Raw genomic sequence first — 14,461 nt, forward strand, 5'->3', positions numbered from 1 at the left:
CGGAGGTTCCCATGCAGAGCTACGACTACGTGATCGTCGGCGGCGGGTCCGCCGGCTCCGCCCTCGCCAACCGGCTGAGCGCCGACCCGGGCACGAGCGTCCTGGTGCTCGAGGCGGGTCGCCCGGACACCAAGCTCGACCCGTTCATCCACATGCCCGCCGCGCTGCCCTACCCGATCGGCAGCCGCTTCTACGACTGGCGCTACGAGTCCGAGCCCGAGCCGCACATGGGCGGGCGCCGGGTCTTCCACGCCCGCGGCAAGGTGCTCGGCGGCTCCTCGTCCATCAACGGCATGATCTTCCAGCGCGGCAACCCGCTCGACTACGAGCGGTGGGCGCGCGACCCCGGGCTCGAGCAGTGGGACTACGCGCACTGCCTTCCCTACTTCAAGCGCATGGAGACCTGCCTCGCAGGCGCCGACGCCTGGCGTGGCGGCTCGGGACCGCTGGTGCTGGAGCGTGGACCCGCCACGTCGCCGCTGTTCGGCGCCTTCTTCGAGGCCGTCCAGCAGGCCGGCTACCCGCTCACCGACGACGTGAACGGCTACCGCCAGGAGGGCTTCGCGAAGTTCGACCGCAACGTGCACCGGGGTCGACGGCTGAGCGCCAGCCAGGCCTACCTGGCGCCCGTCCGGCACCGTCGGAACCTGACGGTGCACACCCTGTCGCTGGTCACCGGCCTGCGCATGCAGGGCACGCGGGTCGTCGGCGTCGACTACCTGCGTGGTGGCCGCCTCGAGCGCTCGGTGGGCGCGGGCGAGGTGATCCTGTGCGGCGGTGCCTTCAACTCCCCGCAGCTCCTGCAGCTGTCAGGCATCGGCAACGCCGAGGAGCTGCGGGCGCTGGGCATCGACCCGGTCGTGGACCTGCCCGGTGTCGGCGAGAACATGCAGGACCACCTCGAGGTGTACATCCAGCACGCGTCGAAGCAGCCGGTCTCGATCGCTCCCTGGCTCAAGCACCGGCACAAGCCGCGCATCGGCGCCGAGTGGATGTTCCTGCGGCGCGGCGTCGGCGCGTCGAACCACTTCGAGGCCGGTGGCTTCGTCCGCAGCAACGACCAGGTCGACTACCCGAACCTCATGTTCCACTTCCTGCCCATCGCCATCCGCTACGACGGCTCGAAGCCGGCAGGCGGGGAGGAGAACGGTGGTCACGGGTACCAGGTGCACATCGGTCCGATGTACTCCGACGTGCGCGGATCGTTGAAGATCCGCAGCCGGGACCCACGCGAGCACCCGGCGCTGCGCTTCAACTACCTGTCGACCGAGAACGACCGACGCGAGTGGATCGAGATGGTCCGCGCGGCGCGTGACATCCTCGAGCAGCCGGCGTTCAGCGCCTTCAGCGCGGGCGAGATCTCCCCCGGCCCGGGCGTGCAGACCGACCAGGAGATCCTCGACTGGGTGGCGCAGGACGCCGAGACCGCGCTGCACCCGTCGTGCACCGCCAAGATGGGCACGGACGAGGCGAGCGTCGTCGACCCCGCCAGCATGCGCGTCCACGGCACGCAGGGGCTGCGCGTCGTCGACGCGTCGGTGTTCCCGTACGTGACCAACGGCAACATCTACGCGCCGGTGATGATGGTGGCCGAGAAGGCCGCCGACCTGATCGCCGGCAACACGCCGCTCGCCCCGCTCGACGTGCCCTTCTACCGCCACGGCACGGGCATGCCGCTGTGGCCGGAGGGCGACCCCCGCAACGCCGCGCCGGTGCCGGGCACCGTCCGGGCTGACGCGGGAGCGACCTCGTGACCGACGTCGTCGACGACGGGTCCGCCGTCGCGACGTCGCCGGAGCCCGCGTCGCGGGTGAATCTGCCCGTGCTGGTCGGCGCCTCGGTGGTGATCCTCGGGATCACCGCGTGGGGCCTGCTCGCACCCCGCAGCGCCGAGGCGGGCCTCGGCACGCTGGTCGGCTGGGCCACCGACTGGTTCGGCTGGTTCTACGTGCTCCTCGCCACCGTGATCCTCGTGTTCGTCGTCTTCCTCGCCACGTCGCGGTTCGGTCGGACGAAGCTCGGACCGGAGCACGCGCAGCCGGAGTTCAGCACCTTCGCGTGGGCCTCGATGCTGTTCGCGGCCGGGATCGGCACCGACCTGATGTTCTTCGCGGTGGCCGAGCCGGTCACGCAGTACCTGGCACCACCGACGGGCGAGCCCGAGACGGTCGACGCCGCCCGCGAGGCCACCGTCTGGACCCTCTTCCACTACGGCATCAGCGGCTGGGGCATGTACGCGCTCATGGGCGTCGCCCTCGGCTACTTCGCCTACCGGATGAACCTGCCGCTCGCGGTCCGGTCGGCCCTGCACCCGCTCATCGGGCGACGCACCGAGGGCTGGATGGGCGACGGGGTCGACCTCGCCGCCGTGCTCGGCACGATCTTCGGCGTCGCCACCACCCTCGGGATCGCCGTCGTCCAGCTCAACGTCGGGCTGAACATGCTCTTCGACGTGGCCCTGGGCCTCACGGCGCAGGTCACGCTCATCGTCGTCGGCGTCGCCATGGCCACGCTCTCGGCCGTGTCGGGCGTCGACAAGGGCATCAAGTGGCTCTCGCAGGCCAACGTCCTGCTGGCCGTCGTCCTGGCGGTCTGGATCCTCGTCACTGGACGCACGACCTACCTGCTCGACGCGCTCGTGCTCAACGTCGGCGACTTCGTGCGCCTCTTCCCGGAGATGTCGCTGCAGACGTTCGCCCACGAGGACACCGGCTCCTGGATGTCGGACTGGACGCTGTTCTTCTGGGCGTGGTGGATCGCGTGGGCGTCCTTCGTCGGCCTGTTCCTGGCCCGGATCTCCCGGGGCCGCACCATCCGCCAGTTCGTGCTCGGCACGCTGCTGATCCCGTTCCTGTACATCCTCATGTGGATCTCGATCTTCGGGAACGCGTCGATCGACCTCGTCCGCCAGGGCAACCAGTCGTTCGGACAGCTGACGCTCGAGGCACCCGAGCAGGGCTTCTACACGATGCTCGCGCAATACCCGGGCTTCACCTTCCTCGCGTCGATCGCGACGTTCACGGGTCTGCTGTTCTACGTGACGTCCGCCGACTCCGGCGCACTGATCATGGCGAACCTCTCCTCCCGCATGCGCGACGTGCACGCGGACGCGGGAGCGGCCCTGCGCATCTTCTGGGCGGTCGCGACGGGTGCTCTCACGATCGCGCTGCTGTCGGTCGGGGGCATCGCGACGCTGCAGTCGGCCACGATCATCATGGGCATCCCGTTCGCCCTGGTCATGGTCGCGGTGATGGTGGGCCTGCACCGCGCGCTGAGGGCCGAGGCGTGGATCGTCGACTCGCGCGACGGCGCCCTGCACGGCGTCCTGTCGAGCCGGAGCGCGCCCGAGCGCGGCGGCCCGGGCCAGTGGCGCTCGCGCCTGAGGCGGGTCATGTCCTTCCCGAGCCGCGCCAGGGCCGAGGAGTTCCTCGACCGCGTCGTGGCGCCCGCGTTGCAGGAGGTGGCGGGTGAGCTCGCCACGACCTGTGCCGCCGCGGACGCCCGCCGCTGCACCGACGAGGACGGCAGACCCGGGGTCGAGCTCACTGCGGAGGTCGCGGACGGGTCGACCCCGTTCTGCTACCGCGTCGCGCTGCGGGAGGTCCCCATCCCGGTCTACAGCTCCTCGCTGGTGCCCCGGGGCGACGACTACTACGCCCGCCTCGAGGTCCACCTGCGCCACGGCGGACAGGGGTACGACGTCATGGGCTACACCCACGGCCAGCTCATCGACGACGTGCTCGACGCGTACGAGAGCCACCTGGAGTTCCTGCGCCTCGCGGACGGCACGTCGATCTAGCGAGAGGCGGCAGGACCGGCCCAGGGGAAGCGACCCGGCCCCGCCGCCCGTCCCGAGAGAAGGTCATCCTCCCTCGCCCGCGCCGGTGAGGAGGGCGTCGGACGGCTCTTCCATGAGAACCGACCGTCAACGTCAGGTCAAGGGTCTGGGCGTCACCGGTCGGCAGGCCAGCGGTTCTCCGCGACCAGGTCCGCGAGCGGGCGGGGGCTGGTCCAGTGCTCCTCCTCGAGCATCGGGCGCTCGTAGAAGGCCTCGACCGGCCCGAGGCACAGGAGCGCGACCGGCTCCGCACCGTCGGGCATGGCGAGCTCGCGCGCCACGACGACGGGGTCGAACATCGACACCCAGCCCATGCCGTAGCCCTCGGCGCGGGCGGCCAGCCAGAGGTTCTGGATCGCGCAGGACGCGGAGGCGAGGTCCATGTGGGGCATGGTGCGTCGGCCGAACACGTGCTCGCCGCGTCCGTCGGGCAGCGCGACCACCAGCAGCTCGGCGCAGTCGAGGACACCCTCCACCTTCAGGCGCATGAACTCCTCGGCGCGCTCCCCCATCGCCTCCGCGGTCAGCCGACGCTCGGCGTCGACGTGTGCGTGGAGACGGCGCCGGAGCGCGGCGTCGGTGACCCGGACGAAGCGCCACGGCTGCATGAGGCCCACGCTCGGTGCTCGGTGGGCGGCCTCCAGCAGCCGCGCCAGCACGTCGGCCGGGACCTCGCCACCGGCGAAGTGCCGCATGTCGCGACGTTCCGCGATGACCCGGTGGACGACCTCGCGCTCGTGCGCGGCGTACGCGTGCTGGCTCACCCGGCGACGCTAGCAACCGGCGTCGGGGATCGACGCGTCGGCCGGTCGCCGACTGTTCACCTCCAGGACAGGGACCTCTGCCAAGGTGCGTCGTTGAGATGACCGTGACCTTCTTCCGCCACGGGGTGGCCTCCGGCGACCCCCTGCCCACCGCCGTCGTCCTCTGGACGCGGGTGACCCCCACCGCGAGCGCCACGCCCGGCTCCGGGCGCGGGCCGCGTGCCGACGTCTCGTGGGTCGTCGCCCTCGACCGTGCGTTCCGGCGCGTGGTGCGTCGAGGCAGCGTGACGACGAGCGCCGCCCAGGACCACACCGTCAAGGTCGACGTGACCGGCCTCGCCCCCGGCACGACGTACTACTACCGCTTCACGTACCAGCGGACGCGCTCGACGACCGGCCGTACCCGCACGGCGCCGGCGACGGACGCCGCGCCCGCGCGGATGCGCTTCGGGGTCGTGTCCTGCGCCAACTACGAGGCGGGCTACTTCAGCGCCTACCGCCACCTCGCGCAGCAGCAGGTCGACGTCGTCCTGCACCTCGGCGACTACATCTACGAGTACGGCACGGGCGAGTACGCCATGGGCCAGAAGAACGTCGTCGTGCGCCAGGCCGACCCGACGCACGAGATCGTGTCGCTCTCGGACTACCGCCGTCGGCACGCGCTCTACAAGACCGACCCCGACCTGCAGACGCTGCACCGCTCCGTCCCCTTCATCTGCACGTGGGACGACCACGAGTCGGCCAACGACGCCTGGCTCCAGGGCGCGGAGAACCACGACCCCGCCACGGAGGGTTCCTGGGCGGCCCGACGCGCTGCGGCCTACCGCGCCTACGACGAGTGGATGCCGGTCCGGCTGAGCGGCACGGCCCGGCTCGGCGACGGCACGCAGATCTACCGCCGGTTCACGTTCGGCCGGCTCGCCGAGCTCTCGATGCTCGACCTGCGCAGCTACCGCACCGCCCCGGGGGGTGCGTTCACCCAGGTGCCGTCGCGCGACGACGCCGGTCGCAAGATCGCCGGCGACGACCAGATCGCCTGGCTGAAGCGCGGGCTCAGCACGACCGCCTCGCAGTGGAAGCTCGTGGGCAACCCGGTGATGATCTCCCCCGTGCTCGTCCCTCCCCTGCCGAACCGGGTGCGCGACGGCCTGGAGGACTCCGTGGGACTGCTGCCCGCCGAGGGCGTGCAGTACAACACCGACCAGTGGGACGGGTACACGGTCGAGCGTCGGCAGGTGCTCGAGCACCTCGCCGACCAGAACATCACCGACACCGTCTTCCTGACCGGCGACATCCACTCCGCGTGGGCGTGCGACCTGCCGACGAACCCCGGCACCTACCCGCTCAGCACGACCGTCGGCACCGAGCTCGTCTGCACGTCGGTGACCAGCAACAACCTCAAGGACATCCTCGGGGCTCCGCCGCGCACCGCGTCGGTGGGCGTCGAGGAGGCGATCAAGACGGCGAACCGTCACGTCAAGCACCTCGACTTCGACAACCACGGGTTCTCGGTGCTGGACGTGACACCGGCGCGCGTGCAGATGGACTGGTACGTCATCAGCAGCCGCGCCGACCGAGCCGCGACCGCCGCCTGGTCGACGTCCTACGAGGTCCCCGCATCGGCCCAGAAGGTCCGCAAGGTCAACCAGCCCACGACAGGAGCTTCCGCATGAGCGCCCCCCAGCTCGATCGACGGACCGTGCTGCGCGCGGCCGCCGCCACCGGTGGAGCCGTCGTCCTCTCGGGCGCTGCCGGAGCGCCGTGGGCCTCGGCAGCGCCCGTCTCGTCCCAGCGCGTGTACGTGCTCGTGATCGACGGCTGCCGACCCGACGAGATCACGCGCGAGTCGACCCCGAACCTGCATGCGCTGCGCTCCGCCGGGCGGTGGTTCCCGCAGGCCCGCTCGATGCCGATCGCGGAGACCATCCCCAACCACGTGATGATGATGACCGGTGTGCGTCCGGACCGCAGCGGCGTCCCGGCGAACTCCATCTACGACCGTGCGCAGCAGAAGGTGCGCACGTGCGGCGAGCCGACCGACATCGTCTTCCCCACCATGCTCGAGCGCCTGCGCGAGCGCGGGCTGACCACCGGCTCGGTGCTCAGCAAGGACTACCTCTACAGCGTCTTCGGCACGCGAGCCACCTACCGGTGGGAGCCGTTCCCGCTGCTGCCGGTGACCAACCACGCGTTGGACGTGTTCACCATGAGCGCGCTGCGCACGATGATCTCCGAGGCCGACCCGCACCTCGTGTTCGCGAACTTCGGCGACATCGACCGCTTCGGGCACAGCGACCTCACGGGATCCAACCTGCAGGTGCTGCGCCGCACCGCGCTCACCTCCACCGACGCGCAGATCGGCTCGTTCGTCTCCTGGCTGCGCACCCGCAGCACCTGGTCGTCCACGACCGTGGTCGTGCTGGCGGACCACTCCATGGACTGGAGCGACCCCGACCGTCTCATCAGCCTGACGCGCGCCTTCAAGGGCAACGCCCTGCTCGACGGCAAGGTCGCGATCGCCGACAACGGCGGTGCCGACGTGATCAGCTACCTCGGCCGCAGCGCCGACCGGTCCCGTGCGCTGGCCGAGGCCACGCGGGTGGCTCTCGCGACGCCGGGCGTGCTCAGCGTCCGCACCACGGCACAGCTGCGCCTCGGCGCCAAGGCGGGCGACCTCGTCGTCTACTGCAAGTCGGGCTACCGCTTCTCCGACCCCGACCTGTACTCCAACCCGATCCCCGGCAACCACGGGCACCCCGCGACGGAGGCCATCCCGTTCTTCCTCGCAGGCGGCGCCGTCCGCCCGGCGGTGCTCAGCGAGCGCGCCGCGACGATCGACGTCGCTCCGACGATCGCGAAGATCTTCGGCTTGGGCGCTCCGCAAGGCGGTTTCGACGGCGTCGCGCGTGTCTGAGCCGGCCGAACCGGGCAGAAGCCCGGCGCGGGAGCGCCGACGCGCCTAGGATCAGGGACGTGGTCGGGGCCTTTCGTCGTGTCGGGACGCCGGCGTCGATGCTGACGCTGGTGTGCCTCGTGCTGTCCGTGCTCGCTGCCGCCGGCCCGGCCACCGCAGCGAAGGACCCGCGCCTGACCCGCGCGGTCTACGTCGACCCCACGACGGCGTCGGCGCGCGCGGCGGTGAAGGACAAGCGCTACGCACCCATCGGGTCGCGCGCGCAGGCCTTCTGGCTGACCGAGGGGTACCCGGCCTCGAAGGTGGCGTCCGTCGCCGCCGAGTACGCCGACCGCGCCCGTCGCGCGAAGCGCACCCCGCTGCTCGCGGTCTACGCGATCACCGGACGCGACTGTGGCCAGCACTCCGCGGGTGGTCTCAGCCCGACGCAGTACAAGGCCTGGGTCGACCAGGTCGCCAAGGGTCTGCGAGGCCGCTACGCGATGGTCGTGCTGGAGCCTGACGCCCTGGCGCTGCTCGGCGCGTGCTCCGGCCAGGGCGATCGCACCGCACTGCTGCGGTACGCGACGCGCAGCCTGGCACGGGCGGGCGTCTGGGTCTACATCGACGCCGGGCACAGCCGGTGGATCACGCCGCAGGACATGGCCAAGCGCCTGGTGTCCGCGGGCGTCCGGGACGCGCGTGGCCTGGCCACCAACACCTCCAACTTCCGCCCGACCAGCGAGGAGCGCACCTACGGCGCCGCCGTCGTGGCCGAGCTCGCGAAGCTCGGCGTGAAGGGCAAGCGGTACGTCGTGGACACCTCGCGCAACGGCGCGGCCAAGCCGGTGACCCCCGGCGTCTGGTGCAACCCGCCGGCGGCGCGCCTCGGGCACACGCCGATGATCGTCGACCGCAACGGCCTCGACGCCTACCTGTGGGTCAAGCGGCCGGGCGAGTCCGACGGACAGTGCGAGGGCGGCCCGAACGCCGGCACCTGGTGGCCCACCGGCGCCCGGCGCCTGCTGGCGCGCTGACTGTGCATCAGAGGACGTAGGGCCCCGCGAGCAGGAAGAACGCCGCCGCTGCCCCGGCAGCCACGAGGAGCAGGAACGAGAGCGCCAGGGCACCGAGCCGCGGACGCATGCCGAGGATGCCGCGGAGCCCGAGCACGAGCGCGACGAGAGGCGCCAGCACCCAGGCCGTCGTCCAGGCGTCCGCGAACGGGTCGCTCGGCGCGGGTGCCCCGGCGGCCGTGAGCCCGGCGAGCAGACCGAGGACGTACCACGGCACCAGCAGCGGCAGCGTGCCGACGAAAGCCGCCAGGAGCGCCATGCGCACGCCACGACCGACGCTCGGCGCGAGCGGCCCGTCGGGCAGCGGGCTCCCGGCCTCCGGACCCGCCAGGTGGTGGAAGAAGCGACGGCGACGCACGAGCAGGAGCACGAGGGCCAGGCCGACCGAGAGCATCCACCACGCGTCGGCGGACATCTGGTCCATCGTCGCCGGTCGCACCCGGGGCGGCGCGAGCTCGAGGCTCGCCCACGCCAGCATCGGCACGACGGTGAGCACCACGGCACAGATCCCGAGGCCCAGCAGCAACGAGACGAGCCGTGTCCAGCGCGTGACGGCGGGGCCGGTCGCAGCGAGGGCAGGCTCGGGCGTGTGGTCCGGGGTCGCGGCACGGGCGTCGGGACGGTCGCCGAGGTCGGCGGGACGGCTCAACGGTCGGACGAGAGGGGCGCCCACGGGTGCCGGCGGCGCGAGCACGACCGGTGGCGTCGCCGCGGGTCGTGCTGGCCGCTCTGCCGTCGGTGCGACGACGGCAGCGGTCGACGGATCGCCGACGTCGTCCGCGGCCGACCTCAGGGCGCGCGCCATCGCCTCCACACCGCTGTACCGCTCGTCGGGGTCGACGGCCATCGCGGTCTGCACGACGGCCGCCAGGCGCGGACCCACCCACGGCGCCGAGGCTCGCGGGTCCGGACGCGGCTGGGTGCGGTGGGCCATCAGCTGGGCGGCCATCGTCCCCTCGAACGGGGCCCGACCGGTGAGGGTCTCGAAGAGCAGGCACCCGACGGAGTACACGTCGCTGCGCTCGTCGGCGCGCCCGTCGTACTGCTCGGGGGCCATGTAGTGCGGCGTGCCGGCCACCGTCGCGGTGGCGTCGGAGGCCGCCCGGGCGATGCCGAAGTCGACGATCTTGATGCCGCCGGTGTCGGTCACGAGCACGTTGGCCGGCTTGATGTCGAGGTGCAGGATGCCGGCGCGGTGGCACGCCGCGAGCCCGTCGAGCACACCGGCGACGACGAGGACCGAGCGTGGGCTGGGACCGCGCAGCGCGAGCAGGTCGCGCAGCGACGTGCCCTCGACGAGCTCCATCACGAGATGTGGGGTCACCTCGCCGTCACCGTCCGGCATCCGCACGAGGTCGTGCACCGTCACGACGTTGGGGTGCGAGACCCGGGCGAGGGTCTCGACCTCGCGCGTGATGCGCCGCATCGCCCGCGGGTCGTCGGCCAGGAAGTGCGAGAACCGCTTGATGGCGACCTGACGGCCCAGATGACGGTCGAGAGCGCGGAACACCACCCCGTGGTTGCCGGCACCGATCCGACCCTGCAGCTCGAAGCGTGACGCGTCGACCTGCGGCTCGACCGTGTCGCGGCCGTCGGACCCGCCGACCGGCACCGTGCCGGCCGCCGGCACCAGCGGGACGGGTGCGGTCGACGCGCCGTCGGGTCGTGGCGTCGTGGCAGCGCCGGGCGTCGACGTCGTGCGACGCCTCCTCCACCGTCGGGAGCGACGGTCACGCTCATCGGCCATGGGCACCATTGTCACGGCCGACGCGAAACACCCGACACGGCCACCGTGCCGTGCGTGTCGGAGCCGACGGCGACCTTGACCCCCGCGAGCGCCAGGACGGCACCGTCGCGCACCGTCACCCAGGTGTCGCCGATGCGCTCGCCGTCGACCGACGTGCCGTTGGTGCTGCCGGCGTCACGCACCTGCCACGAGCCGGCGAGCAGCCGCAGCTCGGCGTGACGGTAGGAGATCTCCGGCTCCTCCAGCGGCAGCGGGCTCTCGGGCAGCCGTCCGAGGACGGTGACGCCGTCGCGCGGCACGCGGACGCTGTGGGCACCGCGGTGCAGGAACAGGTCGCGTGCGCCGGCGACGGTCGGGGCGGCGTCGGCCGGCACGAGGACGGGGAAGGCCATGGTCTCCTGCGCGGCCGGCACGTCGGTCCGCACGGGCAGCGGCGTCGGCGCAGCCGGCGCCGTCGACGCGGTGGGCGTGAGGTCGGCGACGACGTCCCAGTCGGGGACGACGGGCTGCCGCCCGGGTCGAGCGGACGACTCGAGCGGACGTCGCACGGAGGCGCCCGTGCGACTCCCGCGGGCCGGGGGCACCCAGCCGGGTCGCAGTGCCGGGTCGACCTCGACCTCCACGCGCACCTCCTCCGGCGTGCTCCAACCCTCACGCTCGGCGTGGGTCAGGTAGAGCCTCGCCGCGTCCTCACCCAGCCGGTCGACGTCGCCGTCGGGGTCGAGGCGCTCGAGGTCCTCGGGCGAGACCCGCACGACGAGCTCGCTGAACGCGACGCGGTCCCCGCTCGGCATGACCACGTGCTGGCCGGTGAGCGCCTTGACGAAGCGGCGGCGGAGCACCGCGGCCGAGCCGGTCGGGTAGGCGACGAGGCGCGCCGCGGCCTCGGTGGCGGCTGCCTTCTTCGAGCCGGTGCCGAAGATGCTCTGGGCGACGCGGAGTCCCACGAGGACCACACCGACGAAGGCGACGAGGATCAACAGGTTCGTGGCGAGGGAGGTGAGCGTGGTCATGCTGCCATCGTCGGACGGCAGGCCAGGAACAGGCGAGCCGCGGTGGAACATGTTCCACCGCGGCTCCTCCCAGGGCACGACACGCCCCGGCCAGGACGTGACGTGCAAGTCTCTCAGTCGTCGACGACGACGATCTGCACGTCGATGTTGCCGCGCGTGGCGTTCGAGTACGGGCACACCTCGTGCGCCTTGTCGGCCAGCGCCTGCGCCTCGTCGTGCGGCAGGGTCGGGACGGTGACCTCGAGCGTGACGGCGAGGTCGAAGCCGCCCTGGCCGTTGGAGCCGATGTCGACCTTCGCGCCGACGCTCGAGTCGCTCACGTCGGCCTTGGCCTGACGGGCGACGAGCTGGAAGGCGCCGTGGAAGCAGGCGGCGTAGCCCGACGCGAAGAGCTGCTCGGGGTTCGTGCCCTCGCCGTTGCCGCCCATGCTGGTCGGCAGGGCCGTGTGCAGGTCGAGGCGGCCGTCGCTCGTGACGACGTGCCCGCCGTCGCGGCCGCCGCCCGTCGCGAGTGCCTCGGCGGTGTAGATCGCGTCCATGGTTCCTCCTGGAAGTCGGGGATCGGGGCGGCTCGTGCCGCGCCCGACGGCACTATCATTGCACACGATTACATCGTGTGCAATGCAATGGCTGCACAGGGCCGACCGTTCGGTGCTGGCATGATCGTCGTCGTCGAGACAGGAGGGAAGGAAGCGTGCTGCGCATCGCCTGGTCGGTCGGGCCCGAGTCGTCGGGTCGCACCGTCGTGGACCCCGGCGGAAAGCTGGTGCTCGCCCGACGGATGACGCTGCCCGAGCAGAGGTCCGTGGCCGTCGAGGAGATCGCCGGCTCGACGTACGTGTTCGTCCGTCTCCCCTACCTCAGCGACCCCGCGGTGGTCGTGCAGGCCGGTGCCGGGCATCCCGTGCTCCACCGCGGGCAGCGGGCGAACGGTGTGGTCGTGGAGGTGGTGACGCCGGAGGGCGACGCCTCGACACCCGTCCCGGGGCAGCGGATGTCGCTCACGGCACCGGGCACGCGCGTGAGCCTGCGCTTCCCGGACCTCAGCATCGACCTGGTGGTCGACTTCGACCCGCCGACGCTGGCGCCGGCGGGAACCGGCACCGTCCAGCTCGACGTCGACGCGCTGCAGCACGACGACGCCTGGCTCGTGGCGGCGATCGCGGTCGCCCTGTCGCCGGAGCACGGCGTCGTCGGGCACGCCCAGCTCAAGGAGGCGTTCGCGCGCTGGCGCGAGGAGCCCGAGCGCAGCGACGGCGCGTTCGACCGCAACGTCCTGCGACCGGCTCTCGAGTCACGTGGCGTGGAGCTGCCGGGCCCTCGACTCAACAAGATCCTCTACCTCGTGGAGCGCTGTCGCCGCACCCACGAGTTCCCGCCCCGGGTGCTCGACCAGGTGCGCGCGCGGCTCGGTCGCCCGCCGGCCTGACTCGGCGACGCCACGTGCGAAGGCCCCGCGCGGACCTCGGTCCGTGCGGGGCCTTCTTCGCTGACGATCAGCGCTGGTCGTCAGGACCCGAGGTGTGGACGATCTCGTCCTCCACCTCGGGGATGTGCGCGTCGGGGTCCTCGAGCGCGGCGGGCGTGCCGGTCTCGTCGGCCGCGCCCTGGGCCTTCTGCGCCACGCGCTCGACGGCCTCGGCCGACTCGTCGCGCACGTGCTTGGCTCCCTGCTGCGCCGACCCGACGGCGTCGGCGATCGCGTCCTCGTCGCTGGAGCGCGGCGCGGCCTCGGCCACCTTCTCGTGCACCTCTCCGGCTCTGTCGGCCGCCTCGTCCTTGACGTCCTTCGCGGCGTCCTTGGCCGTGTCGACGGCCTCGGACAGCCCGCCCTCGTCAGCGGCGTCCTTCACGTCCTCGGCCTTGGAGACGGCCTCGTCCTTGAGGTCCTTGGCGGTGTCCTTGACGCTCTCGACCGTGTCGGACAGGTCTCCGTCCGTGGTGTCCTCGACGGTCTCCTTGACCGCGGCGGCCGCGCCGGTGGCCTGGGCGCGGACGGTGCCGACGGTCTCCTTCAACGAGTCGACGACCTCGTGCCGCTTGTCCTCGTCGCGGACGGCCTGGACGGCGTCCTCCGCGAGCTCCTCGGCCTTGTGCACCGCGTCCTGCACGCGCGGATCGGACTGGAAGCGCTCCGCCGCGTCACGCAGCTGCTCGTACCGCTCGCGGCCGGCTCGGGCGCCGAGCACGTAGCCGATGCCGAACGCCAGCGCGTAGACGATCTTCTTCATGGGGTTCCTCCCGACTCGTGGTCCGTGACGACCAGCCTGTCAGGGCTCGCTGCGACCTGCATCCCAGGACGCGGCGTGGCGTGGCGTGTCGGACGTGACCTCACGAACCGCTGGCGGCCTTCGCGCGGAGCTCCGCCCGCCGCTGCTCGTCGAAACCTCGGATCCGTTCGATGAGCTCGCGGGCGAACTGTCGGTCCATCGGCGTGCCGTCGAGGTCCGCGATCCACCGCCCGAGGTCTCGGCCCGGCAGGAAGAGCACACCGTCGACGACTGGATGCCCCAGCACGATCTGCTGCGCCGGTCCCCAGACCACGACGACCGGCACGAGCGGCACATCGTGCCCGGACTCGCGCCGCCGTCCGCGTCCCCTCTCGGTGACCGAGTGGACGAGGCCACGCGTTCGTTGCGCGGAGCGTTGCGCCGAACGCACGAGCGGCGCCGGGTCGTCGATTCCGCTGCGCCACTTCGAGTCCATCACCACGAGCCCGCCGTGTCGCGTCGCGACGACGTGGTCGATGTCGCCGCCGTCCACCGCGACACCGTCGACCCAGGCCCAGACGCGGCGTCGGCGGCGCGCCGACCGCAGCACGTCCGTCGTGTTGTCCTCACCCCACGCGCCGCGGAGCTGATGGATCGCGTCCCTGCGCTGGACGAGGAAGCAGACATGCAGGAACCAGAGCAGTCCGCATCCGATGGCAGCGTGCACGAAGCCGAGGAGGTAGGGGCGGGCACCTGACGGCGCGAGCGTCATGAGGACAGCCGTCTGCACGAGCAAGAGCACGACGCCACCGGTCAGGATCGAGGCCAGGACACGACGATTGGCGCGCGACCACTCGCGCAGTAGCTGCCTGTACTGCTCCCTTGGGTACGACGTCCTGCGGTTCATCGGCTTCTCCCTC

Annotated in this window: 12 protein-coding genes; 6 read left to right on the forward strand and 6 right to left on the reverse strand. The window is 72.0% G+C overall.

Features of this window, described 5'->3' with window-relative positions:
* The first annotated feature begins 11 nt into the window (after positions 1–11).
* Positions 12–1,754 (forward strand): choline dehydrogenase, encoded by a 1,743-nt coding sequence (gene betA, locus QE370_RS14475; protein WP_253021753.1) that lies wholly within the window; start codon positions 12–14, stop codon positions 1,752–1,754.
* Positions 1,751–3,799: a choline BCCT transporter BetT gene (gene betT / locus QE370_RS14480; protein WP_309634761.1), complete on the forward strand. Its 2,049-nt coding sequence runs from the start codon at positions 1,751–1,753 to the stop codon at positions 3,797–3,799. Before betA ends, betT begins: the two co-directional genes overlap by 4 nt.
* 152 nt (positions 3,800–3,951) lie before the next feature.
* Here the strand turns inward: betT and bluB are convergent, their stop codons facing one another.
* Positions 3,952–4,602 (reverse strand): 5,6-dimethylbenzimidazole synthase, encoded by a 651-nt coding sequence (gene bluB, locus QE370_RS14485; RefSeq protein ID WP_309634762.1) that lies wholly within the window; start codon positions 4,600–4,602, stop codon positions 3,952–3,954.
* Between the two features lie 98 nt (positions 4,603–4,700).
* Between bluB and QE370_RS14490 the strand changes: the two genes are divergently transcribed.
* The 3 genes from QE370_RS14490 to QE370_RS14500 are packed head-to-tail and all read left to right on the forward strand — an operon-like array spanning position 4,701 to position 8,532.
* Entirely contained in the window at positions 4,701–6,275 is a 1,575-nt protein-coding gene (locus QE370_RS14490; protein WP_309634763.1) for an alkaline phosphatase D family protein, read from the forward strand.
* Entirely contained in the window at positions 6,272–7,516 is a 1,245-nt protein-coding gene (locus QE370_RS14495) for an alkaline phosphatase family protein (protein WP_309634764.1), read from the forward strand. Before QE370_RS14490 ends, QE370_RS14495 begins: the two co-directional genes overlap by 4 nt.
* 59 nt (positions 7,517–7,575) lie before the next feature.
* Positions 7,576–8,532, forward strand: coding sequence for a glycoside hydrolase family 6 protein (locus QE370_RS14500; RefSeq protein WP_309634765.1), 957 nt, complete (start codon positions 7,576–7,578; stop codon positions 8,530–8,532).
* A gap of 7 nt (positions 8,533–8,539) precedes the next feature.
* Here QE370_RS14500 and QE370_RS14505 read toward each other — a convergent pair whose 3' ends face one another.
* The 3 genes from QE370_RS14505 to QE370_RS14515 form a co-directional block, all read right to left on the reverse strand.
* Positions 8,540–10,318 carry a serine/threonine-protein kinase gene (locus QE370_RS14505; protein ID WP_309634766.1) on the reverse strand — a complete coding sequence of 593 codons (1,779 nt, stop codon included), beginning with the start codon at positions 10,316–10,318 and terminating at the stop codon, positions 8,540–8,542.
* Positions 10,319–10,329: 11 nt separating this feature from the next.
* Positions 10,330–11,331, reverse strand: coding sequence for an FhaA domain-containing protein (locus QE370_RS14510; protein ID WP_253021768.1), 1,002 nt, complete (start codon positions 11,329–11,331; stop codon positions 10,330–10,332).
* A gap of 113 nt (positions 11,332–11,444) precedes the next feature.
* Complete coding sequence (locus QE370_RS14515) at positions 11,445–11,870, reverse strand: organic hydroperoxide resistance protein (protein WP_253021770.1); 426 nt, start codon at positions 11,868–11,870, stop codon at positions 11,445–11,447.
* Positions 11,871–12,025: 155 nt separating this feature from the next.
* Here QE370_RS14515 and QE370_RS14520 point away from each other — a divergent pair, with 155 nt between their 5' ends.
* Positions 12,026–12,760: a hypothetical protein gene (locus QE370_RS14520; RefSeq protein ID WP_309634767.1), complete on the forward strand. Its 735-nt coding sequence runs from the start codon at positions 12,026–12,028 to the stop codon at positions 12,758–12,760.
* A 67-nt stretch (positions 12,761–12,827) separates the two neighbouring features.
* Here the strand turns inward: QE370_RS14520 and QE370_RS14525 are convergent, their stop codons facing one another.
* Together QE370_RS14525 and QE370_RS14530 are read right to left on the reverse strand one after the other, a co-directional pair.
* On the reverse strand, positions 12,828–13,562 hold the full coding sequence (locus QE370_RS14525) for a hypothetical protein (RefSeq protein WP_309634768.1): 735 nt from the start codon (positions 13,560–13,562) through the stop codon (positions 12,828–12,830).
* A 100-nt stretch (positions 13,563–13,662) separates the two neighbouring features.
* Entirely contained in the window at positions 13,663–14,448 is a 786-nt protein-coding gene (locus tag QE370_RS14530) for a hypothetical protein (protein WP_309634769.1), read from the reverse strand.
* Positions 14,449–14,461 lie beyond the last annotated feature (13 nt).

The organism is Aeromicrobium sp. SORGH_AS_0981 (assembly GCF_031453195.1).
Lineage (GTDB): Bacteria > Actinomycetota > Actinomycetes > Propionibacteriales > Nocardioidaceae > Aeromicrobium.

Excerpts from the sequence above, each read along its gene's own strand:
- betA (WP_253021753.1), top strand. The coding sequence starts at position 12 with ATGCAGAGCTACGACTACGTGATCGTCGGCGGCGGGTCCGCCGGCTCC.
- QE370_RS14490 (WP_309634763.1), top strand. The coding sequence starts at position 4,701 with ATGACCGTGACCTTCTTCCGCCACGGGGTGGCCTCCGGCGACCCCCTG.
- QE370_RS14495 (WP_309634764.1), top strand. The coding sequence starts at position 6,272 with ATGAGCGCCCCCCAGCTCGATCGACGGACCGTGCTGCGCGCGGCCGCC.
- QE370_RS14505 (WP_309634766.1), bottom strand. The coding sequence starts at position 10,318 with ATGGCCGATGAGCGTGACCGTCGCTCCCGACGGTGGAGGAGGCGTCGC.
- QE370_RS14510 (WP_253021768.1), bottom strand. The coding sequence starts at position 11,331 with ATGACCACGCTCACCTCCCTCGCCACGAACCTGTTGATCCTCGTCGCC.
- QE370_RS14515 (WP_253021770.1), bottom strand. The coding sequence starts at position 11,870 with ATGGACGCGATCTACACCGCCGAGGCACTCGCGACGGGCGGCGGCCGC.
- QE370_RS14525 (WP_309634768.1), bottom strand. The coding sequence starts at position 13,562 with ATGAAGAAGATCGTCTACGCGCTGGCGTTCGGCATCGGCTACGTGCTC.
- QE370_RS14530 (WP_309634769.1), bottom strand. The coding sequence starts at position 14,448 with ATGAACCGCAGGACGTCGTACCCAAGGGAGCAGTACAGGCAGCTACTG.